The 21,209-nt window shown below is 70.5% G+C and carries 21 protein-coding genes; 7 read left to right on the top strand and 14 right to left on the bottom strand.

Going from position 1 to position 21,209, the window contains the following annotated elements:
- Positions 1 to 70: 70 nt before the first annotated feature.
- The 3 genes from AAHF99_RS09205 to AAHF99_RS09195 all read right to left on the bottom strand — a co-directional run bounded on the left by AAHF99_RS09205 (position 71) and on the right by AAHF99_RS09195 (position 3,195).
- Positions 71 to 895 (bottom strand): BLUF domain-containing protein, encoded by an 825-nt coding sequence (locus tag AAHF99_RS09205; protein ID WP_342163878.1) that lies wholly within the window; start codon positions 893 to 895, stop codon positions 71 to 73.
- Positions 892 to 2,622, bottom strand: coding sequence for a putative bifunctional diguanylate cyclase/phosphodiesterase (locus AAHF99_RS09200; RefSeq protein WP_342163877.1), 1,731 nt, complete (start codon positions 2,620 to 2,622; stop codon positions 892 to 894). Before AAHF99_RS09200 ends, AAHF99_RS09205 begins: the two co-directional genes overlap by 4 nt.
- 303 nt (positions 2,623 to 2,925) lie before the next feature.
- Entirely contained in the window at positions 2,926 to 3,195 is a 270-nt protein-coding gene (locus AAHF99_RS09195; protein ID WP_412759854.1) for a GCG_CRPN prefix-to-repeats domain-containing protein, read from the bottom strand.
- Between the two features lie 376 nt (positions 3,196 to 3,571).
- Between AAHF99_RS09195 and AAHF99_RS09190 the strand changes: the two genes are divergently transcribed.
- Positions 3,572 to 4,726, top strand: a complete 1,155-nt coding sequence (locus tag AAHF99_RS09190) for a PepSY-associated TM helix domain-containing protein (protein WP_342163876.1) — start codon at positions 3,572 to 3,574, stop codon at positions 4,724 to 4,726.
- A 7-nt stretch (positions 4,727 to 4,733) separates the two neighbouring features.
- Here the strand turns inward: AAHF99_RS09190 and AAHF99_RS09185 are convergent, their stop codons facing one another.
- Entirely contained in the window at positions 4,734 to 6,887 is a 2,154-nt protein-coding gene (locus tag AAHF99_RS09185; protein ID WP_342163874.1) for a TonB-dependent siderophore receptor, read from the bottom strand.
- Between the two features lie 345 nt (positions 6,888 to 7,232).
- Here AAHF99_RS09185 and AAHF99_RS09180 point away from each other — a divergent pair, with 345 nt between their 5' ends.
- Positions 7,233 to 8,024, top strand: coding sequence for a DUF502 domain-containing protein (locus tag AAHF99_RS09180; RefSeq protein ID WP_342163873.1), 792 nt, complete (start codon positions 7,233 to 7,235; stop codon positions 8,022 to 8,024).
- A gap of 70 nt (positions 8,025 to 8,094) precedes the next feature.
- Here AAHF99_RS09180 and AAHF99_RS09175 read toward each other — a convergent pair whose 3' ends face one another.
- Together AAHF99_RS09175 and recG are read right to left on the bottom strand one after the other, a co-directional pair.
- On the bottom strand, positions 8,095 to 8,415 hold the full coding sequence (locus tag AAHF99_RS09175; protein ID WP_342163872.1) for a hypothetical protein: 321 nt from the start codon (positions 8,413 to 8,415) through the stop codon (positions 8,095 to 8,097).
- A 251-nt stretch (positions 8,416 to 8,666) separates the two neighbouring features.
- Positions 8,667 to 10,799, bottom strand: a complete 2,133-nt coding sequence (gene recG / locus AAHF99_RS09170) for an ATP-dependent DNA helicase RecG (protein ID WP_342163871.1) — start codon at positions 10,797 to 10,799, stop codon at positions 8,667 to 8,669.
- A gap of 150 nt (positions 10,800 to 10,949) precedes the next feature.
- On the opposite strand from recG, the gene AAHF99_RS09165 reads away from it, so the two are divergent.
- Entirely contained in the window at positions 10,950 to 12,182 is a 1,233-nt protein-coding gene (locus AAHF99_RS09165; RefSeq protein WP_342163870.1) for an FAD-dependent monooxygenase, read from the top strand.
- 21 nt (positions 12,183 to 12,203) lie between these two features.
- Here AAHF99_RS09165 and AAHF99_RS09160 read toward each other — a convergent pair whose 3' ends face one another.
- Both AAHF99_RS09160 and AAHF99_RS09155 read right to left on the bottom strand, forming a co-directional pair.
- The gene (locus AAHF99_RS09160) at positions 12,204 to 12,548 is read right to left on the bottom strand and encodes a hypothetical protein (protein ID WP_243953292.1); all 345 of its coding nucleotides are present in this window, start codon (positions 12,546 to 12,548) and stop codon (positions 12,204 to 12,206) included.
- A 160-nt stretch (positions 12,549 to 12,708) separates the two neighbouring features.
- Positions 12,709 to 13,926, bottom strand: a complete 1,218-nt coding sequence (locus tag AAHF99_RS09155; protein ID WP_342163869.1) for an AMP-binding protein — start codon at positions 13,924 to 13,926, stop codon at positions 12,709 to 12,711.
- A gap of 352 nt (positions 13,927 to 14,278) precedes the next feature.
- Here AAHF99_RS09155 and AAHF99_RS09150 point away from each other — a divergent pair, with 352 nt between their 5' ends.
- Positions 14,279 to 15,046, top strand: a complete 768-nt coding sequence (locus tag AAHF99_RS09150; RefSeq protein WP_342163867.1) for an invasion associated locus B family protein — start codon at positions 14,279 to 14,281, stop codon at positions 15,044 to 15,046.
- 77 nt (positions 15,047 to 15,123) lie between these two features.
- On the opposite strand, the gene hspQ is transcribed toward AAHF99_RS09150, so the two are convergent.
- Together hspQ and AAHF99_RS09140 are read right to left on the bottom strand one after the other, a co-directional pair.
- Entirely contained in the window at positions 15,124 to 15,462 is a 339-nt protein-coding gene (gene hspQ / locus AAHF99_RS09145; protein WP_342163866.1) for a heat shock protein HspQ, read from the bottom strand.
- 67 nt (positions 15,463 to 15,529) lie between these two features.
- Positions 15,530 to 16,240, bottom strand: coding sequence for a DJ-1/PfpI family protein (locus tag AAHF99_RS09140; protein ID WP_342163865.1), 711 nt, complete (start codon positions 16,238 to 16,240; stop codon positions 15,530 to 15,532).
- Between the two features lie 52 nt (positions 16,241 to 16,292).
- Here AAHF99_RS09140 and AAHF99_RS09135 point away from each other — a divergent pair, with 52 nt between their 5' ends.
- Entirely contained in the window at positions 16,293 to 17,276 is a 984-nt protein-coding gene (locus tag AAHF99_RS09135) for a GlxA family transcriptional regulator (RefSeq protein WP_342163864.1), read from the top strand.
- A gap of 4 nt (positions 17,277 to 17,280) precedes the next feature.
- Here AAHF99_RS09135 and AAHF99_RS09130 read toward each other — a convergent pair whose 3' ends face one another.
- On the bottom strand, positions 17,281 to 18,294 hold the full coding sequence (locus AAHF99_RS09130; RefSeq protein WP_342163862.1) for a WD40 repeat domain-containing protein: 1,014 nt from the start codon (positions 18,292 to 18,294) through the stop codon (positions 17,281 to 17,283).
- Positions 18,291 to 18,959: a YoaK family protein gene (locus tag AAHF99_RS09125; RefSeq protein WP_342163861.1), complete on the bottom strand. Its 669-nt coding sequence runs from the start codon at positions 18,957 to 18,959 to the stop codon at positions 18,291 to 18,293. The genes AAHF99_RS09130 and AAHF99_RS09125 overlap by 4 nt, the downstream gene beginning before the upstream one ends.
- Before the next feature lie 207 nt (positions 18,960 to 19,166).
- Between AAHF99_RS09125 and AAHF99_RS09120 the strand changes: the two genes are divergently transcribed.
- Positions 19,167 to 19,592: a response regulator gene (locus AAHF99_RS09120; RefSeq protein WP_243953300.1), complete on the top strand. Its 426-nt coding sequence runs from the start codon at positions 19,167 to 19,169 to the stop codon at positions 19,590 to 19,592.
- Positions 19,593 to 19,607: 15 nt separating this feature from the next.
- Entirely contained in the window at positions 19,608 to 19,991 is a 384-nt protein-coding gene (locus AAHF99_RS09115) for a photosystem reaction center subunit H (RefSeq protein ID WP_412759853.1), read from the top strand.
- A gap of 8 nt (positions 19,992 to 19,999) precedes the next feature.
- Here AAHF99_RS09115 and AAHF99_RS09110 read toward each other — a convergent pair whose 3' ends face one another.
- Both AAHF99_RS09110 and AAHF99_RS09105 read right to left on the bottom strand, forming a co-directional pair.
- Positions 20,000 to 20,629: a DUF2939 domain-containing protein gene (locus AAHF99_RS09110; RefSeq protein ID WP_342163859.1), complete on the bottom strand. Its 630-nt coding sequence runs from the start codon at positions 20,627 to 20,629 to the stop codon at positions 20,000 to 20,002.
- A gap of 23 nt (positions 20,630 to 20,652) precedes the next feature.
- Positions 20,653 to 21,192: an RNA pyrophosphohydrolase gene (locus tag AAHF99_RS09105; RefSeq protein WP_342163858.1), complete on the bottom strand. Its 540-nt coding sequence runs from the start codon at positions 21,190 to 21,192 to the stop codon at positions 20,653 to 20,655.
- Between the last annotated feature and the right edge of the window lie 17 nt (positions 21,193 to 21,209).

Genomic DNA, 21,209 nt, shown 5'->3' with positions numbered 1-21,209 from the left:
GGCCTGTCTTGAGGGTTGATGGAGTCTTCAAATTCCTGGTTATTTTTACAATCCGTTATCGAGTTGGTGCTCACGCCACGGCGCGGGCCGGCGCGGCGGGCTCGTCCTCCTGCACGGCGTCGTCACCGTCGGCGTCCTCGCACAGGGCCGTCGCCAGCACTCGGGAGCGGTAGCGCCAGAGGTCGCGCTGCTCGCGCAGGTGATCGAGCCGGCCTTCGGCTTCGGCCAGGGCGACGCGCAGGGCGTCGAGTTCGCTGCGCAGGGTCGTCGTGCGGGTGCGCTCCTCCGCCAGGGCCGCCTTCAGGATGGCGATGGCCGCGGCATCGCCCGCGATCCGCGCGGGAACGGGCTCGGGCGCGGGTGACGGCACGACCTGCGGGCGAGGGAGGGGGGCGATCTCCTCGCGCAGGCGGGCGGTGTCGAGGGCGCGAGGGGCGGGGGGCGGGGCGGCCGGCGGGGCGGCCATGCCCTCTTCCTCGAGGACGAGGCCGTGCAGCATGGAGAAGACCTCGTCGCCGTCGAGGCGGCGCAGGTCGAAGCCGCTCTCGGTGGCGAGGCGGCTCCAGGCGGCCTGTCCGCCGGTCGAGCGGCCGACGAAGGCCATCGACCATTCCGCGAAGCTGCGTTCCGTCACCGGGCGGCATTCGAGCACCGTCACGTCGCCGTGGCGCAGGTCGCGCTGGATGCGCTCGAACGTGTCCTCGACGCCCTTCTGCGGGCCTTCCAGCACCTGGGCGAAGGCGCCGTCGTTGAACATCAGCGCCCCCGTCACACCGACCCGGGGATTGTTGCGGCGGGAGGCGTCGAGGATCGTCTCCACGGCCGCCCGGGCCTCCGGCTCCGAGCCGTTGAGCAGGTTCTTGCTGGCGTAGACGAGGCGGTAGAGGTCGCTCATGGGTGAACTCCCGGGGCGGACGGGTTGTCGTGCGGATCGCGCGGCAGCAGGCGCATCAGGTCGTCGAGGGGCACCGGCCGGCTGATGAGGTAGCCCTGCACGTCGGTGCAGCCTTCGGCCTGGATGCGGCGCATCTGCTCCTCGGTCTCCACCCCTTCCGCCACCGTCGTCATGCCGAGGCTGCGGCCGAGCCCGGCGATAGCGCGGATGATCGCGTCGCCGTCCGGCGCGGTGGCGATGTCCTTCACGAAGGAGCGGTCGATCTTGATCTTGTCGAAGGGGAAGCTGCGCAGATAGCTCAAGCTGGAATAGCCCGTGCCGAAATCGTCCATCGAGACGCGCACACCGAGCTTGCGCAGCCGGTGCAGGGTGTCGAGCGTGTGATCGTTGTTCTGCAGCAGCACGCCCTCGGTGATCTCGACCTCCAGGCGGCGCGGGGGCAGGCCGGATGTGGCGAGGGCGGAGACGATCATGTCCACCAGCCGGTCGCTCTTGAACTGGGCGGGCGAGACGTTCACCGCCACCGAGACCGTGTCCGGCCACAGGGCCGCGTCCCGGCAGGCCTGCCGCACCACCCATTCGCCGATCGGCACGATCAGCCCGACCTCCTCCGCCAGCGGGATGAAATCCGCCGGGGAGACCGTGCCGCGCTCGGGATGCTTCCAGCGCAGCAGCGCCTCGCAGCCGGTGACGCTCTGGTTCTTCAGGTTCAATTGCGGCTGGTAGTGCAGCACGAATTCCCGCCGTGCGAGCGCCTGCCGGATGTCGAGTTCCAGCCGGCGCCGAGCCTGCATCCGCACGTCCATCTCCGGCTCGAAGAACCGGAACGTGGCGCGCCCGTCGAGCTTGGCGCGGTAGAGGGCGAGGTCGGCATGCTTGAGCAGCCGCTCCGCGTCGGTGCCGTCCTTGGGCGCGAGGGCCGCGCCGACGCTGACGCCGATGGTCAGCAACTGCCCGTCGATGATGTAGGTGCGGCCGATCAGGTCCACGAGTCGCCGGGCGAGGATCGTCACGTCCTCCTGCCGCGCGGCGCCGGCCTGGATCACCACGAACTCGTCGCCACCGATCCGCGCCACCGTGTCGGCGCTGCGCACGGCCGAGCGCAGGCGGTCGGCCACTTTCTCCAGCAACGCGTCGCCCACGGCGTGGCCGAGGGTGTCGTTGATCGGCTTGAAGCGGTCGAGGTCGAGGAGGAGCACGGCGCAGGGCTCGCCGTAGCGGTTCAGGCGGTCGAGGGAGGCGCTGAGGCGCTCGCGCAGCATCAGCCGGTTGGCGAGGCCGGTGAGCGGATCGATCCGCGCCAACTCGGCCGAGTTCGCCTCGCGCGCGCGGACCTCGGTCATGTCCTCCAGGGCGACGGTCCACCCCCCGTCCACGGGGTGGATGCGCAGGGCGATGGTGCGCCCGGCCGTCACCGTCTCGAAGGCCTGCGGGCCTTCCTCCGCGCGGGCACGGCGCAGCATCGCGAAGCCGTCGCGTAGGCCGGAGCCGGTGATCGCCGCCAGGATGCGCAGCAAGTCTCGGCCCGAGGAGCCGGTGGTCGCGGTGAAGCCGAGGCCCGAGAGGATGGCGCGGGCGGGGGCGGTGGCGACCACGACGCGGCCCCGCCGGTCGATGGCGATCACACCCTGGTCGAGCCCATCGAAATAGGTGGCGAGCCGGCGTACGGGATCGGCCTCGACGGAGGGATTCGTGGAGACGACGCGGAGCGGCTGGGGGGCGGGCATCGGGGACCGATCGGACGTGACGGCGCACCGGGGCGCGCCGCTTCTCCACCAGAAGTGCAGGCAAGCGTCACCAATTCGTGACCAAACCGAAAAAGTCGGTGAAACGACTGCACGAATCGGCGGCGATACGCGTTCGCAATTGCCTATGTTTGCGGGCCGCCACCCTTTCCGTGATGTCGGCTCCGTCCGAGGCAAGTACAGCCGCAGGGAAGCTGCCCGATCCGGAAACGAAACGGCCCCGCCCGCACCGCCTCGCGAGAGACGGCACGACCGGGGCACGGGGCGGTGAGGCCGCGTCAGGTGTTACCAACGGCGCCAGCCGTGGTGCCAGCCACCGCGCCAGCCGACATGGCGGTGCCAGCCCCAGTGGCGATGCCAGCCATAGTGCCGACGCCAGCCGTAGCCATAGGCCGGACGGAACGCGTAGGGGCGGTAGAAGCCGTTCGGACGGCAGAAGCCGTAGATCGTGCGGTGGAAGCCGAGTCCGCACCCGTCGCGGGCTTCCGCGCTCCCCGCCGTGGCGGTGATGGTGCCGAGCGCGAGAAGGGCCGCGCCAATCAACTTCATTCGCATGGAAGTCTTCCTCCTTCGTGAGTGCCTGGAAACACCGGATGCTGAAGGGGAGTTGCAACTCAGCTTTGAAGGTTGTGTATCATTTTGTTTCAGGGGCGGAGTAGCCTGACATCCCTGCTCGGAGACTGTAGACGTGCCTTGTAATCCATCGAAAAACTTGGCCGCCCCGCCGCCGATCCGCGCGCCCGGTCGGCGCAGCATTCATCGTTCTCGACATTCTCGACGAGGCCAAAACCTACCTTAGATCTCTTATAATCAAGCAAAGTGCTGGCATTTCACGCCTGCAATGCTTGGGAAGGGCGCTTGATCGGGCCGGCTCCATCACCTACCCGGTGCCGCATGCTGCCGTCCCGGCGGACAGCCCGGAGCCCTTGCGATGCCGAGCCCCCGCGCGATCCTCTTCCGCCTGCATTGGGCGCTCGGCCTCACGGCCGGGCTGATCCTGGCGGTGATGGGCGCGACCGGGGCACTCCTCAGCTACGAAGAAGCCCTCACCGATTGGGCGAACCATGACCGCCTGACGGTGGCGACGCGGGAGGCGCCGCCGCTCGCCCTGCCGGATCTCACGAGGCGCGTCGAGGCGCAGAGGCCCGGCCAGCGCGTCTCGCGGCTGACCCTGCAGGACGACCTGACCGCCAGCGTCACCATCCGCTTCGCCCGCGATCCGGCGACGCGCCAGCGGCCGGACTCGGTCTTCGCCGACCCCTATGACGGCGCGGTGCTCGGGCCGGTGCGGGGCGAGCCCCTGTTCGACACGGTGCTCGCCCTCCACCGCTTCCTGCTCCTGCCCGGCAACGGCAATGGGTGGGGACGGCAGATCACGGGCGCCTGCGCCATCGCCCTGCTTGTGTTCCTCGTGACGGGGATCGTGCTGCGCTGGCCGCAGGTGCACCGCCTCAAGATCTGGCTGCGCCCGAGCCTGTCCCGGCCCGGGCGGGCGCGGTGGTGGTCGCTGCACGCGGTGGCCGGGACGTGGCTGCTGCCGGTCTACCTGATCATCGCCCTGTCCGGGCTCACATGGTCCTACGGCTGGTTCAAGGACGGGGCGAACGCCCTGCTCATCGGCGGGGCCAAGCCCGCCGCGATGGGCAAGCGCGCCAAGGCCGGGCCGGAGGGGCCGCCCAGCCTCGATGCGGTCTGGACCGCGTTCCGCGAGGGCGAGGGGCGCCATGCCGCCCGCGCGCAGATCCTGCTGCCGGAGGAGGGGCGGCAGCCGATCCGCATCCGCTGGTTCTCCCGCGACGACGACCGCCCCGCCGCCCGCAACGAGGCGCGATACGAGGCCGCCACGGGCACCCTCATGTCGGCCGAGCGCGCGGCCGATCAGCCGCTGGGCAAGCGGATCGCCGGCAACATGCTGGAAGTGCATCGCGGCCGGTTCTTCGGCGCGGGCTTCGCCCTGCTGTTCTGCCTCGCGGCCCTGGCGATGCCGGGTTTCGCGGCGACGGGGATCGCCCTCTACGTCCTGCGCCGCCGGGCCGCCGGGCGGCGGACCGCGCGCAAGCCGCTGGTGGCCGCGCCCGCCGAGTGAGGGCGCGCTACAGCTTCACGCGGATCGCGGCGATGGCCGAGAACGGCGCCCCCGGCGTGTTGTTGAACTGGTTGAACGGCTGCTCGATGTAGCGCGCATCCGTCAGGTTGCGGATGTTGACCGAGAGACGCCAGCGCTCGTCGAAATCGTACCAGATCGCGGCGTCCACGCGTGCATAGGCGCCGACGGAGTAGCTGTTGTTGAGGTCGCCCGTCCGCTGGCCGACATAGGTGACGCCCGCCCCGAGGCCGAGGCCGCGCAGCCAGCCCTCGTGGAACTCGTAGGTCGTCCACACGCTGCCGCTGAAGGTCGGCACGCCGGCCAGGCGGTTGCCGATGGCGAAGGTGGTGTCGCGGGTGATCTTCGCGTCGAGGAAGCCGACGCCGCCGATCACGTTCCAGCCCGGCAGGATCTCCCCCGCGAGGTCCGCTTCGAACCCCTGCGATTGCTGCTGCCCGGTGATGACCGAGAAGCCGGTGTTCGCGGGATCAGTGGCGGCGACGTTGTCGCGGGTGATGCGGAAGGCCGAGCCGGAGAGGGTCAGGGTCGGCAGGATGTCGATGCGGGTGCCGATCTCGACCTGCTCGCCGGTCTCCGGCGCGGGGTTGGCGACGTTCAGGACATTGGCCGTCTGCGGCGCGAACGAGGTGGCGTAGCTCGCGTAGAAGGTCAGCGGCTCGAAGGGCCGGTAGATCAGGCCGATCCGGGGCGAGGCGCCGAACAATTCCTGATCCGGCGGGATGGTCCGCGAGGCCGTGGTGCGGCTGAAATAGAATTGCGATCCGAGGTCGAACCGGGCGCCGATCACAAGCTGCAATTGCGGCGTGAGGGCGATCTGATCCTGCAGGTAGAAGCCGAACAGTTCGAGTTTCTGCTTCAGGTCCGATTGCAGGCTGAGGCCCACCGGGGAGACGTTGGAGAGGATCGGGTTCAGGAAGCTGGTCGAGGGCAGCACGCCCTGGAGCGAGTACGGGTGGCGGAACCCGTTCGTGTACTCGAAGCCGAGCAGCGCCGTGTGACTGAAGCCGAACGTGTCGAACTTCAGCACCGCCTCGCTCTGGGTATCCACCGCCGCGAAGGTCGAATCGACGGTCGATTCCCGGCGGGCGACCGTCGTGCCGGCGGCGTTCACCCCCGTGGCGCGGGACGCGAAGACGTGGAACACGCCCCATTGCCCGTTCACGATCTGGCGCAGGGTCAGATTCTCGTTGACGTCGTGCTCGATGCGCAGCGTCGTGGAATTGACCTCGCCGTAATAGCGCGACCACGGCGTGCCGTAATACCGGCCGACATCGTCCAGCGGCACCCGCCCCCGGAAGGCGATCAGCCCCTCGTCGTACTGGCTGTACTGCTTCGTGAACTCGGAGTTGAGGTAGACCCGCGTGTCGGGCGTCGGCGTCCAGCTGATCGCCGGGGCGATGAAGTACCTGGAATTGGTGTTGTCGCCGATGTTGCGGAAGGTCGGGTCTTCCTGCGCGGCGAAGCTGATCCGGCCGGCGAGGGTGTCGGATTCGAGCAGCGCGCTCGACACGGAGCCCTGCAGCCGGCGCAGGCCGAAGCCGCCGCCGAGCACCGAGAGTTCGCCGGAGGGCTCCAGCGTCGGGCGCCGCGTGACGATGTTCACGACGCCGCCGGGATCACCCCGGCCGAACAGCACCGAGGCCGGGCCCTTGATCACCTCGACCCGCTCGGCATTCGCGAGGTCGCGCTCGACCGGATAGAAGGCGATGGCCGGATTGATCAGCACGCCGTCGACGGCAAAGATCTGCGTGCTGAAACCGCGGATGATGTAGTTCTGCGAGCGCCCCTGGACGATGCTGCCCGGCACGACGTTGCTGACATTCGTCACCGCATCGGTGAGCCGCAGATCCTGCTGATCGCTGATCACCTGCCGGGGCACGACGTTGATGGTCTGCGGCGAGTCGCGCAGGGCCGTGTCGGTCTTGGTGCTGGTGGCGGAGCGGGTGGCCCGGTAGCCGCTGACCGGTCCGGTGGCGATCTCCGGGACGGGGCCGCCCTGGCCGACCACGCTCAGTTCTTCAAGGACGACCTCGCTCGGCACTGGTTGCGCCCGTACCGGGCCGAGGCTCGCCGCCGCCAGGGCGAGGCCGAGGGGAAGCCGGACCCGAGAGGGGGAACGGCGGTGACATAGGCGGGACATGGCTCATCGACTCGAAGCGGCGCGGCACGCGCGCCCTGTCGCGTCTTCTGCGGCCACGCTTCCCGGATCAACCGAGTAACGGCGTTTAGTTCTGGGTTTCCGTCTATTGCCGCCGCCTGTTCCTCAAACACAACAAAGATGAATTAGATCAATTCCAGACAACATACACGCGGCAATGGCGAGGCTCATCGTTCGACACCTGCCTAATAAGATCGTGCGCGATGAAAACAGAGCCATGCGGCGCCGGCCCTTGAGCGCGGCAGGCGCAACCGCTACCTCTCCCGACGGGGGGCCCCGCCACCCTTGGGCCGGGTTCCCCGGCAGCCTGCGGCCGAGAGGGCAGTCGTGGCGTCGAGTCTTCCCCCGATTCCGTCCCCGGATATCGATCCGGCCGCGCCGAAACGGCGCGTGAGCGCCCGAGGGCGGCTGCGGACCTACTTCCTGACCGGCGTGATCGTCGCGGGGCCCCTGGCCATCACCGCCTACATCACATGGTGGATCATCGCGCTCATCGATTCCTTCGTGAAGCCATTGATCCCGGCGAGCTACCTGCCGGACCATTACCTGCCGTTCTCGATTCCCGGCATCGGCCTCGTCATCGCCTTCCTCGCGGTGACGATGCTCGGCTTCCTCACGGCCAACCTCGTCGGCCGCTCGATCATCGAGTTCGGGGAGGTGTTGCTCGCCCGCACCCCGGTCATCTCCGGCCTGTACAAGGGGCTGCGCCAGATCTTCGAGACGCTGTTCTCGGCGAACGGCACCTCGTTCCGCACCGTGGGGCTGGTGGAGTTCCCGGTGAAGGGCACGTGGTCCGTGGTGTTCCTCTCCGCGCCGGCCGCGCCGGAGGTGGAGAACGCCCTGCAGGGGAGGGGCGTCTCGGGGGGCGACCTCGTGGGCGTGTTCCTACCCTGCGCCCCGAACCCGACGACGGGCTTCTTCTTCTACCTGCCGCGCTCGGAGGTGGTGGAGGTGCCGATCAGCGTCGATGACGCGGCCAAGCTCGTGATGTCGGCGGGCGTCATCCAGCCGGAGGATCCGCAGGCGCGGCTCAACGCCATGGCGGCGACCCTGCGCTCCACCCACGCCCCAGGTCCCCACCCCGCCGAGACGCGGCACGCGGCGCCGGAGGATGCCTGATATGCGAAGGGCCGCTCTATCCGGCGGATGGAGCGGCCCTTCACGAAAAGTCTTGGACCCTTTGGTCCGATCAGCGCTGCAGGGAAGCCTGCTGGGGCGCGATGGTCGGCGGGGTCGCCTGCGCCACCGAGACGGTGGTGCGCTGTGCGGGGGCCATCCAGCCCGTGCTCGCCTGAACGGTGAGCGCGAGCCCGAGGGCCACCACGAGGCCATTGGCGGCGATCCAGAACGGGCGAGACGCCCGCTTCACGGCGGCGTGAAGCTCGTCCGCAGTCCGGTTCGCGACGGTCTCCCGATCCGAGATGGGCATCAACCACGGCTCATTGGGGAGCGCGAAGTGGCCGGCCATCTCGTTGGAGCCCGGCAGGTGCTGGAACAGTCCGTTCGACATGTCCGTCCTCCAGATTCGTCCGTGACGACCCGGCGTACCGGGCCTTTCGTTCATCTGGAGTTAAGGGACGATTGTGTCGGATGCAAGGTCTTAGCCTACCTGAAGCTCGCCTGAACGACTGCGCCAGCTTGGCAGGAAATTTCTAAGCCTCTGTAATTGCTCGCATATTTCTGAGCGGCCGTCGCGATCCGATCGATTGTGCAGTAATTTTCCGCACATTTTGATCCTGTCGCTTTTCTGAACGAACCCGTTCAGCCGGCCCCGATCAAGCGGATCGCCGCCTCCCGTTCGAACAGGTAGAGCAGCACCCGGAGGGCCTGACCGCGCGGACTTTCGAGGCGCGGATCGCGCTCCACCACGAGCCTCGCATCGTCGCGGGCGGTCTCCAAAAGATCTCCGTCGCTCTCGATCCGGGCGAGGCGGAAGGCGGCCATGCCCGATTGGCGGGTGCCGAGCACTTCGCCCTCGCCGCGCAGCTTCAAATCGGCCTCGGCGATGCGGAAGCCGTCCTCGGTCTCGCGCATCATCTCCAGACGCGCCCGCGAGACCTGCCCGAGCGGCCCGCGGTAGAGCAGCAGGCAGGAAGACGCCTTGGCGCCGCGCCCGACGCGGCCCCGCAGCTGGTGGAGCTGGGCGAGGCCGAAGCGCTCGGCGTGCTCCACCACCATGATCGTCGCCTGGGGGACATCGACGCCCACCTCGACCACGGTGGTCGAGACGAGGAGCGTCGTCTCGCCGGCCGCGAAGCGGGCCATGGCGGCGTCCTTCTCCGGCCCCGGCATCTTGCCGTGAATCAGCCCGACGACCCCGCCGAAATGCTGTTTCAGGTCCTCGAACCGTTCGGCCGCCGCCGCGAGGTCCACGAACTCGGATTCTTCCACTAAAGGGCAGATCCAGTAGACGCGCTCGCCCTGTGCCATGGCCCGGCCGAGCCCGGCCACGACCTCGTCCAGGCGCTCGGTCGACATCGTCACCGTGCGGATCGGCTGGCGGCCGGCGGGCTTCTCGTCGAGGACCGAGACGTCCATGTCGCCGAAGAAGGTCAGCGCCAGGGTGCGCGGGATCGGCGTCGCGGTCATCACGAGGAAGTCCACGGCCTCGCCCTTGGCGCCGAGGGCAAGCCGCTGGTGGACGCCGAAGCGGTGCTGCTCATCGACCACGGCGAGGCCGAGATCGCGAAAGGTCACGGCCTCCTGAAACAGGGCATGGGTGCCGACCAGGATGTCGATCTCCCCCGCCGCGAGGTCGGCGAGCGTCGTCCGGCGCTCGGCCGCCTTGTCGCGACCGGTCATCAGGCGCAGGCGCAGGGCGCCGGCCATGGGCACGAGACGTTCGAAATGCTGCCGGGCCAGGATCTCGGTCGGCGCCATCAGGGCGGCCTGCCGCCCGGCCTCCACCGCCGAGGCCATGGCGAGGAGCGCCACCGCCGTCTTGCCCGAGCCGACATCGCCCTGGAGCAGGCGCAGCATCCGGCGGGGCTCGGTGAGGTCGGTGCGGATCTCGCCCACCGCCCGCTGCTGCGCCCCGGTGAGGGCGAAGGGCAGATCGGCCGTAAGCCGCGCGACGAGGCGTCCGTCGCCCGCGTTCACCCGGCCCGCCTTCCGCCGCTGGCGGGCGCGGGTGAGGGCGAGGGCCAGTTGCGAGGCCAGAAGCTCGTCATAGGCAAGGCGGCGCCGGGCAGGGGTCACGGGCGCCGGCTGAAGCGGGTCGGCCGGGCGGGGCGGCACGTCCTCCGGGCGGTGCTCGACGCGCAGGGCGTCGGCGAAGGGCGGGTAGCGGTTCTTGGCGAGCCAGGCCGGGTCCTGCCATTCCGGCAGGGGCGCCAGCTTGTCGAGGGCGGCGACGGCGAGCTTGTTGATCGCCCGCGAGGTCAGCCCCTCGGTGGCGCCGTAGACCGGCTCGACGGCGGGCAGGTCCGCGAGCCCGGCCTCGTCCATGATGCGCGAGGGATGCACCATCTGGCGCATCCCCTCCCAGACATCGATCTTGCCGGAGACGTAGCGATGCGAGCCGAGGGGCAGCATCTTCTCGATGCGCGCCCGGGGCATCCCGAAGAAGACGAGCGTGACCTCGCCCGTCGCGTCTTCCGTCACCACCCGGTGCGGGCGCCGGCCCGCGCCGACCGTGGGCGGCCGGTGGCCCACCACCGTCACGCCGATGGTGACGGGCTCGCCGGCCGGCGCCTCGGCTACGGAGCCGACGAGCCGGCGCGACACCCCGCCCTGCGGCAGGTGGAACAGCAGATCGACGATCCGCGCCTCGCGCTCGGGCGAGCCGAGAAGCTTCTCGATCAGCGGCGCGACCTTCGGCCCGACGCCCGGCAGGGTGCGGGCCGGGGCGAAGAGCGGATCGAGGAGGCTCGGGCGGAGGCTGGGTTCGGACATCGCTTTCGGCGAGGCTAGACCGGAGGGGCTTACCGGAGCCTTCCCCGCCATGCCACTCATGACGAAGGCCGCTCGCTCGTCGCACGCCCTTGGCAGGGGCCGGTGGGGAGGACAGATAGGACCCGAGCGGAGACAGAGACGGTGCAGGGCGTGTCGGCGGGAACAACGAATCCGCAGGTCGAAGTGGCCGTGGTCGGGGCCGGAGCGGCGGGTCTCGCCGCCGCCCTGGCTTGCGCGCAGGCGGGCGTGCCGACGGCCCTCGTCGGCCGCCATGCCCCGGTGGCGGATGGGCGCACCGTCGCCCTGCTCGACGGGTCCGTGCGCTTTCTGAAGGCCCTCGGCGCCTGGGACGAGGTCGGCGTGAAGGCGAGCCCTCTCTGCACCCTGCAGATCGTGGACGACACCGGCAGCCTGTTCCGCCCGCCGCCCGCCCGGTTCAACTCCGCCGAGATCGGCCTCGACGCCTTCGGCTGGAACGTGGAATCGTCCCACCTCGTGGCGGCCCTGCGCCGCTGCGCCCGCAGCCAGCCCAATCTCACCCTGATCGAGAGCGACGCCGTGGGGGCCGTGCCCGGCGAGGCGGCTTCCCGCATCACCCTCGCCGATGGCGGCACGGCCGAGGCGCGGCTCGTCATCGGGGCGGATGGCAGCCGCTCGCCCCTGCGCGCCGCCAGCGGCGTCTCCGTGCGCGAATGGACCTACCCGCAATCGGCGATCACCACGATCCTCGCCCACACCAAACCGCACGGCGACGTCTCGACGGAGTTCCACACCCGGTCCGGGCCCTTCACCCTGGTGCCGATGAGCGGCGGCTTCCGTTCCAGCCTCGTGTGGGTGGCGGGGAAGGGTCAGGCCGAGCAGCTGGCCGCGATGGACGATGCCGGCCTCGGCGCGGCCGTCGAGCGGCAGGCGCGGGGGATGCTCGGCACGATGCGCATCGATGGGCCGCGCGGCCTCGTGCCGATGCGCGGGCTCCTCGTCACGACCCCGGTGTCGGCGCGGCTCGCGCTGATCGGCGAGGCGGCGCATGTCTTCCCGCCCATCGGGGCGCAGGGCTTGAACCTCGGCCTGCGCGATGCGGCCTCGCTGCGGGACATGGTGGCGCGAGCCCATCGGGACGGGCGCGATCCGGGAAGCCGGGCCGTGCTCTCGGCCTATGCGGGTGGGCGCCGAATCGATGCTGCCGCGCGCACGGCCGCCGTCGATGCACTGAACCGCTCGCTCCTCACGGAATTGCTGCCGCTCGATCTGGCGCGGGGGCTCGGCCTGCTGGCCATGGCCCATCTCGGGCCGCTGCGGCGGATGGTGATGCGGGAAGGGGTGTTGCCGCGATTCGGCGCGCCCGAACTCATGCGGGCGGACAGGCGGGCGGCGTCGGCCTGAGGGCTGCCGCGTCCGCCGGTTTCAGAAGTCGGGCTTGGCCGCCACGCAGGCACCCAGCCGCGTCGCGAGATCGACTGGCGCGCCGCTGCGCGTCTCGCCGTTCTCGCCGATCAGGATGACGGGGATGCCGCGCTCGCGCATCCGTGCCCGAAGACGGGCCGCCCGCCGCGCATAGGTCGGATCGCGCCGGGCGGGCGCCTGGACCAGGACTGCGGCGGGAGGAGCGATGACGGCCAGCACATCGTCCGCCGCCTCGAGGGAGGCGGTGACGCTGGCGTAACCCAGCCCGGCAAGCTCGCCGGAGAGCGAGTGGTCCACGGCCCGAACGCCGTCATCCACCACGAGGACTTGCTGCAGCGCAACCATAAGCTTGAGCGATACCCCATCGGTTGCGCGCTGAAAAGATAGCCGCGCTCGGAAACCTAAGCCAAACCCACGAAAAGGCTGTTGGATCCACCTCTCGCACTCTGCCGCGAAGGTGAATCGTACAATCTGAGCGGGGGCTGAACCGATCCCGGGATGGGGTTCAGGGGGTGGGGATGACGGTCAGAACGCCCTTGGCCTGATGGGCGCAATAGGCGGTTTCCTGCCAGATCGCGTCGCCGGACGAATCGTCCGTATCGCGGTGCGAAGGGGCGGCGCGGCAGAGGAGCTGCCCGTCCCGTGGCCGGCGCACGAGCGGGTGGGGGACCTCCGACGCGCCTGATTCGTCGAGGCTTGGGATCTCCCACCGGCCGCGGGGGCGGGTGAGGATCGCGTCCTCGTCGAGGACGAGCACATCGAGGCAGGGCGGGCCCGCCACGTCGCGGGCGCTGGGTTCCGGCATCCGCGTGGGCGCCCGGTGAACGATGTCGATGGCCCGTACCGTCCAGGGCAGGGTGGTCTCGGCCAGGGCCGCCTCGAAGGCGGCGGGCACGACGAGGCGCGTCGGGACCGGGCGCATGAGGGCGACCCGGAAGGCGGCCGAATCGAAGGGAATCAGCGTTTCGAGGCTCGCGCCCGAGGCCACGGCCATGCCGAGGCCGGTGACGAGCCCGCGCAGGTCGTGCGGCGGCAGGAGGGTGAGCACCCGTTCCGGGGAGGGCAGACGCTCCCTGTGGGCGGCGACCGCCGCGCCGAACAGGGCGGCGTCCCGCCGGACGGGGCGGCGCGGATCGCCGCCGGCGAAGGTGAGAAGGCCGAGGCCGGGCGCGGGGTCGATGATGCCGCGTTCCAGCGCCATGGCGTCGAGGCTGATCACGCCGTCGGGCAGGCCCGGCCCGAAGGCGGCGAGGAAGCGCAGGCCGAAATGGCGCAGGGCCGTGAAGGCGAGTTCCTCCGCCGGGCGCCGCGTCCCGCGCCGTCCTTCGGTGAGGACGGCGACGAGCCCGGCCGATTCGATGGCGGCGGACAGGGCCTCGCCCTCCCAGACCGGCGAGAGCGGGCAGGGCAGGTGGCCGGCGGCCTCGACCGCGAGATGGGCGAGGGAGGATTCGGCGCCGCCCGCGAAGAAAAGGCCGATTCGGCTGCCCGGCGCGAGGCGCCATGCGGCGATCCCCCGCGCCAGCCGCCCGACGATCTCGGCGGCGGCCTCGTAGGTCCAGGTGATCGCGGGCCGGCCGCACCACGCGCGGCGGTCTCCGGCATCGCGCAGAAGTGTCCGCTGCGGGGCGAGGCGCGCCGCCGCCATCAGGGCGATGGCCAGCCCCTGCCGCAGCGGCTCGTCGGCCGGCTGTGACGGAAAATGCGCCGCGTGCGCGCTCACTCGGCCCCCTGACGGACAGCGTTCGGGGGCACCATTCCCCCTTCATGGTTAATCCCGCGTTGACGCTCGCCGGGCCGCGCCTCTTGCGGCGGAACGGCATGCGGCCTAGGGAGGCCCGCGTCCGCACGCGGATTCCCAAGAGACGACAGCGTCATGCCTTCGCCTCATTCGGAGGGAAAGCAGCCGCCCGGCCCTCCGGGTGGATCCATCCGGTTCGCAGCGGCCGACGGCCATACCGTTCCGACCGGGTTTCGAGTGGCGATCGTCATCGCGGCACGCTCCCCGGAGGCTTCGGCAAGCCGCCGCGCAGGTTCCACGTCCAGGTAACGAACGCCCTAAGGAATAAGAGCCGATGTCCTTCACCCGCTCCGCGCCGTTCGCGCGCGCCGCCTTCCTCGGCCTCGCGGGCCTCGCGCTGGCGACGGTTCCGGCCTCGGCTCAGCCGAAGAAGCCCGCCGCCCCGGCGGCTCAGGCCCCCGCTCCCACTGCTCCCGCCCCCGGCCAGACGCCGGCCGCGCAGACCCCCGCCGCCCAGACCGGGCCGCAGATCGTCACGCTGAAGTCCGAGCCGAGCCAGGCCGACTGGACCAAGGTGTGCGGCAAGGACCAGGGTTCAGGCACCGACATCTGCTACACGACCCGCGACTTCGTGTCGGACCAGGGCCAGCCGGTGCTCGCCGCCGCCGTCTACGACATGAAGAACCCGGCGCAGAAGCAGGAAATCCGCGTCGTCCGCTTTCTGCTGCCCCTCGGCCTGCTCCTGCAGCCCGGCATCCGCTTCAGCGTCGATGGTCAGGGCGCCACCGCCGGCCGCTTCGCCGTGTGCTTCCCGAACGGCTGCTTCGCCGAAGTCGGCGGCGTCGATGCGGCCGTGATCGCCGCCCTCAAGAAGGGCACGACCCTCAACGTCTCCGTGCAGAACCAGACCCAGCGCGAAGTGACCTTCGCCGTGCCGCTCGCCGGCTTCGGCAAGGCCTTCGACGGCCCGGCCATGGACCCGAAGGTGCTCGAGGAGCAGCAGAAGAAGCTTCAGTCCGAGCTGGAGAAGCGCAGTGAAGAGATGCGCAAGAAGCTCGAGACGCAGCAGGGCGCCGCTCCGGCCGCCCCCGCCGCCAAGTAAGCCAGCACAACAAAAGGGGCGCCCCAGGGCGCCCCGATACGACCGGAAAGGGTCGGGCAGGAATGCCCGGCCCTTTTTCAGTTGGTCGCCCTGTCGCGCATCCGATAGGTGCCGGAGGCGTCGCGCTCGAAGATCTCCTTGATCCCGGCATGGCGCAGGGCCTCCCCCGACGTGTCGGGCAGGAGGTTCTGCTCGGAGACGTAGGCGACGTATTCCGTCTCCGCGTTCTCGGCGAGCAGGTGGTAGAACGGCTGGTCCTTGCGCGGCCGGACTTCCTCCGGGATCGCGAGCCACCATTCCTCCGTGTTGTCGAACACGGGATCGACGTCGAACACGATGCCGCGGAAAGGATAGACCTTGTGCCGCACGATGGCACCGATGCCGAATTTTGCGGTCTTGAGTGTCACGTCCGTCATCAGTCGTTCCGTCCTCCGCGTGAGATAAGCGCGATGGACGGTTCTGTCACCGTGGACGCGGTGAGCTTCACGCCCCTGTCACGATCCCAAATTCCTGGGCGATGGCGCGGGCCGTGGCCTCCCGGCGGGCGATGAGGGTGGCGGACGCCGCCCGCACCGCCGCCACGGTCTCTGGCGAGGCGGTGTGCGGCGAGCCGCTGTCGAAGGGCGGCTCGGGCGCGTATTGCATCATGAGCTGGATCGCGCGGGCGGCCTCCTCGCCGCGCAGGATTGCCGCGAGGCGCAGGGCCCCGTCGATGCCGGCGGTGACGCCCGCCGCGAAGACCCAGTCCCCGTCGATCACCACGCGCTCATCGACGGGCGTCGCGCCGAAATGCGGGAGCAGGTCGACGGCGCTCCAATAGGTCGTCGCACGCCGCCCCCTGAGAAGGCCCGCCGCGCCGAGGAGCAGCGCCCCGGTGCAGACCGAGAACACCATCCTCGCCCCGGCTGCTTGGTCCCGCAGCCAGCCGAGGACAGCCTCGTTGCGCATCAGCGCCTCCTGCCCGGCACCGCCGGGGACGTGGAGCACGTCGAGTTGCGGCGCCTCCGCGATGGCCCCATCGGGCACGAGGCGCAGGCCTCGCACGTCGCGCACCGGAGCCCCGTCCGGCGAGTAGAGCCGCACGGTGGAGTTGGGCAGCCGCCCGAACACCTCGAACGGGCCGGTGAGGTCGATCTGGTCGATGCCCTCGAAGAGGAGCGAGCCGATGGCGAGCGGCTGGTCGTGGGGGATCATGGGAGCCTCCTGTCTGGACCCGCCGATCCTAATGCGGCATCGTCTGGCCGAAATGCCAAAGACCCCACACATTCCGCCAAAGCCGCGCATCGTCGAGATCCTGGCCTTCCCGCAGGTCCAGATCCTCGACGTCGCCGGGCCGTTGCAGGTCTTCGCGACGGCGAACGAGCGGTTGGGCTTGGCCCTGCCGCCCTACGCGCCGCGCGTGGTCGCGCCGGGCGGTGAAACGGTGTCGGCGTCCGCAGGACTCGGCCTCGCGACTCTGCCGTTGCCGGAGACGAAGGCCCCTATCGACACGTTCATCGTGGCCGGCGGCCCCGGCGTCACGGCGGCGTCGGGCGACCCCGCCCTCGTGGCGTGGGTCGCGGCGCGGGCGGATCGCGCGCGACGGGTCGCCTCGGTCTGCACCGGAGCGTTCCTCCTCGCGGCCACGGGCCGTCTGGACGGCCGGCGTGCCGCGACCCATTGGGCGCATTGCGACCGGCTGGCGGCCCTGCATCCGCGAGTCCGGGTGGAGGCCGACCCGATCTTCGTGCGGGACGGCGCGATCTGGACCTCGGCGGGCGTCACCGCCGGCATCGACCTCGCCCTGGCCCTCGTGGAAGAAGACCTCGGGCGGGACGCGGCTCTGGCGATCGCCCGCCACCTCGTGATGTTCCTCAAGCGCCCCGGCGGGCAGGCGCAGTTCAGCGCCGCCCTGGCGCTCCAGGGCGGGGAGGACCGGTTCGCGGCTTTGCATGAATGGGTCGGCGCGAACCTTGCCCGCGACCTCTCCCTGCCGGCGCTCGCGGCGCAGGCGGGGATGAGCGAGCGCAGCCTCAGCCGGCGCTATCGCGAGGCGACGGGATTGACGCCGGCCAAGGGCGTCGAGCGCCTGCGGCTGGAAGCGGCGCGGCGGGCGCTCGGGGAGACGCGGGCGCCGGTCAAACGGATCGCCCGCGAGTGCGGCTTCGGCACGGAGGAAACGATGAGACGGGTCTTCCTGCGCCACGTCTGCGCGACGCCGCAGGATTACCGGGCGCGGTTCGGAGCCTGACGGATCAAGCCGGCAGGGTGAGGAGCCCGGCCTTGCCGTCGCCGCAGCCGAAGATCAGGCGGGCGCCGCGCCCGTCCCAGGCCAAAGCGGTGACGCCGCTGCCGGCGACCGCCGGGCGGACCAGCAGTTCCGCCGCATCGGTGAAGCGCACCAGCAGAATGCAGCCGTCCTCGTAGCCCATCGCCAGCACGGGCGCCTTCGGATGGAAAGCGACGCAGGAGACGCGAGCCGGGCGCACGCCGCATTCGCGCGGGGGCTTGCCGGTCGGGCCTTCCTTGGAATCGAACGGCCAGACGATGGCCGCCTCGGCGCCGCTGGTGGCAAGCCAATTGCCGTCCGACGACCACGACAGGGAGCGGACCTTGCCGGGGTAGCCCGACATCCGCATGTGGCCCTTGTCGGGCTGGAGGCGCCAGCCGTGCAGGGAGTTCTCCTGCATGGTGGTGACGACGAAGCGCCCATCCGGCGACCACGACACGTCGATATGCGAACCCTTCCACGACAGGTCCTCGGGGGCCGTCTCCAGGTTCGGGTACCAGAGGCTCGCGCCGTTGTAGTGGGACACCGCAAGGCGGTAGCCCTTGGGGGCGAAGGCGAGGCCGCGCGCGGAGGAGGGGGCCTGGAAGGTCTTCTCGCGGCCCTTGGCATCGACGGCCACGACGTTGCGCCCGGCCGAGAAGGCCACCGCGCCGTCCCCGTGCAGGGCGATGGCGTCGATCCAGGCATTGTTCTTGGCGCTGGCGACCTCGCGGGTGGTGCCGTCGGCGCGGGTCTCGACCACGCGGCCGTCGTCGCCCCCCGTCACGAGGCGCGCCGGGCCGCCCGCCGCTACGAGCACGCCCGCTTCGGGATGGGCCGCCACGCGGGACACGTCACCGTCGCGGATCAGGGCGACATGGCCGTCGGCCAGCGCGAGGCAGGGGACGTCGCCGAGCCAATGGGCGGCGACCGCATGGGCGCCGGGTTCGAGATCGGCGACATGGCTCGTGAGCGAGGCGGTAGAAATGGAAGAGCTCATGAGGAAACCTTTGCGGCCGGACCGGCGCGGGCGACGATCAGGGTGGTGATCAAGGCCAGGAGCCCCGCGACGAGAGCCGGCGGGACCAGGGCGTAGAGGTTGACGGCCTGATAGGCCAGGGCGCCGCACAGGGCACCCACGAGAAGCGACAACCAGACGACGCCGTCGCCGGCCCAGCCGAACGGCGAGCCGGTGCGGGTCAACGCCTCGGCGATCTTCTGGCCGAAGCTGAACAGCGCGCCGGTCACGAAGGTGGTGCCGGCGCGGAACCCCTTCACGCGGGCAAGCACCGCGTTCTGCGCGCCCATCGCGGCGGCGAGGGCGAGGCTCGCGTTGCTCGGCTCCGGGAAGGACAGGCCGATGGCGAGGGCGGCGGCGATGAGAATCGTTTCGAAGGCCAGCACGGCCGGTGTCGCCCAGCGGTCGGACACGAGGATCGCCACCACGCTGCCGAGGATGGCGCCCGCCAGGAAGCAGGCGACGAGCCCGAGGGGCAGCAGCGTCCGGTTCCAGTCGGTCTCCCCGGCATAGACCGCCAATTGAGTCGTGTTGCCGCTCATGAACGACGTGTAGAGGCCACCGAGCCGCACGAAGCCGAGGGCATCGACGTAGCCGGCCAGCGCAGTCAGGACCAGACCCGCGCCCAACTGCCACCTGCGGTTCACGAACCGGCTTCCCACACGCAGCGCGTCAACCCTTCGTTAACCAAACCAGCGCCTCCGTTTACCACCCCGCCGACGCGGTTAACGCAACGCTCACCTAACCTCTGCAATTCGATGCAAATCCGGCGAACGCCGAGCCGCGGGGCTCCGTTTCCCCTGCGATCTGACACCGGGGCCGTATGCCCTGGCCAGGTGAGTTGGAGTTGCGTCATGATCCCGTTCGCGTTCGCCGTACCGGCCGTCCCGCACCTCGCCCCCGCCGCCACCACGGTGCTGGTCGTGGAGGACGAGCCCACCGTCTGCGAGCTCGCCGCCGAGGCGCTGCTGGACGAGGGCTACCGGGTGCTCACCGCCGCCGACGCCTGGGAGGCCGAAGCCATCCTCTCCCGCGAGAGCGTGGATCTGCTCTTCACCGATATCGACTTGGCCCGCAACACGAACGGCATCGTGCTGGCCCGCCACGCGCGGGAGCAATGCCCGCACTTGGCCGTTGTCTACACCTCCGGCGGCCGCGCCTGCCTCGCCACCGGCGAAGCGGTGCCGGAATCCCTCTTCGTCCCGAAGCCCTACCGTCCGAGCCAGCTCGTCGCCCTGACGAACGAGATCCTGCGCCCGGCGGATTCCCACCACGCCTGAGAGGACACACGACCCATGCGGCCCCGCTTCACCGCCCTGTTGTGCCTGATGCTCGGCACGCTGATGACGCCGGGGGCTGCCTTCGCCGCCTGTGACGTGCAGGGCGCGAAGATCGAGGAACAGATCGCCGCCAAGGCGGAACTGCAGAAGGATGCCAACGCCCAGACGGTGCGCGACCTGCGCACGCTGCGCGACGCGGCCATCGTGCTGGAGACCTACAAGTATCCCGGCGAGTGCGAGGTGCTGCTCGGCATCGCCCGTTCGCTCCTGTCCGACCCCGCCAAGACCATCGAGCAGGGCGGCGACACCGACGAGGACAAGGCCGAGACCCTGGTGGAGGCCCGCAAGCCCAAGGGCGGTGCCGAGAAGGCCCCCGAGAAGGCGCCGAAGTCCGAGTAGCCCGGCCCCTACTTGCCCCCGCCGCCCGCGTTGATCCTCGCCTTGGCGAGGGCGCGGGCGAGCTTCGCGGCGATCTCGCCCCGCAGGGCGTCGGCCATCTCGATGTCGGCGAGCCGCCACGTGAAGCCGCGCAGGCGCAGGCGGATCCGGGTTCGCTGCGCCCGCGGCCCCTCCGGCGGGATCGGGATCACCACCGCCCGGAAGCCCCGCATCTCGGCCGCCGCGTAATAGGACATCAGCCGGCCCGCGTTGCGGATCGACAGGCCGGTCGTCCTCGCGCTCTCCGGCTTCTTCAGGTCGAGTTTTTCCGGCCAGCCGTCATCGAGCAGATCGATCACCGTGTCCGGCGTCACGAGGCTCTCGGCCAGGGCGAGGGCGAGGCCGTAGGCCGCCTCGTTCAGCCGCTGCCGGTCCTTCGGGTCGAGATCCTCGTCGGCGTCCGTCGCCACGCGCACGGCGGCGACGATCTGCCGGACCAGCGACAGCCGCAGGGTGCGGAAGTTGACGTGCGTCTCGACATAGGCGGCATCGTGCCGCCGCACCGCGTCCGCGAGGCTGTAGAGCGACCACAGGGGGCTCAGCGTGAACAGGAGCCACGCGACCGCGATCGCGAGGGGGATCGCGAGCCAGCGCCGCATGGCTCAGACCGGACCGGGCCGGATCATACCCGCTCCGCCCAGGCGGACAGGCCGGCGAAGGCCGCCACCACCCGCTCGTAGACCGGACGCTTGAACGGGACGATCAGCCCCGGCAACTCATCGAACCGCGCCCAGCGCCACGCCTCGAATTCGGGCTTGTGCGCCCCGCCGCCGGGATTGAGCACGTCGATGACGTCCTCGCTGCCGACGAACCCGTAGGCGAACCATTTCTGCGTCTGGCCCCGGTAGCGGCCCTTCCAGGCCTGCTTCATCACCGCGGGCGGCAGATCGTAGGCGAGCCAATCCGGCACTTCGCCAATCAGCCGCACAGCCTCGGGCGGGACGTTAGTTTCCTCGAACAATTCGCGCCGGGCCGCCGCCTCGGGATCCTCGCCGGGATCGATGCCGCCCTGGGGCATCTGCCAGCTATGAGGGCCGTCGACATGCTCGGGGCCCGCATCCCGCCGCCGCCGGCCGACGAGGACGCCGCCCTCGGGGCCGATCAGGGTGATTCCGACGCAGGGTCGGTAGGGCAGGTCGTTCGAGTCGCTGTCGTGAGCCATCGCGGGCGACCATAGGC

It is taken from the genome of Methylobacterium litchii (assembly GCF_038442315.1).
GTDB lineage: Bacteria > Pseudomonadota > Alphaproteobacteria > Rhizobiales > Beijerinckiaceae > Methylobacterium > Methylobacterium litchii.
The sequence above is the reverse complement of the archived record's forward strand: the minus strand, read 5'-3'. Positions and strand labels throughout refer to the sequence as shown.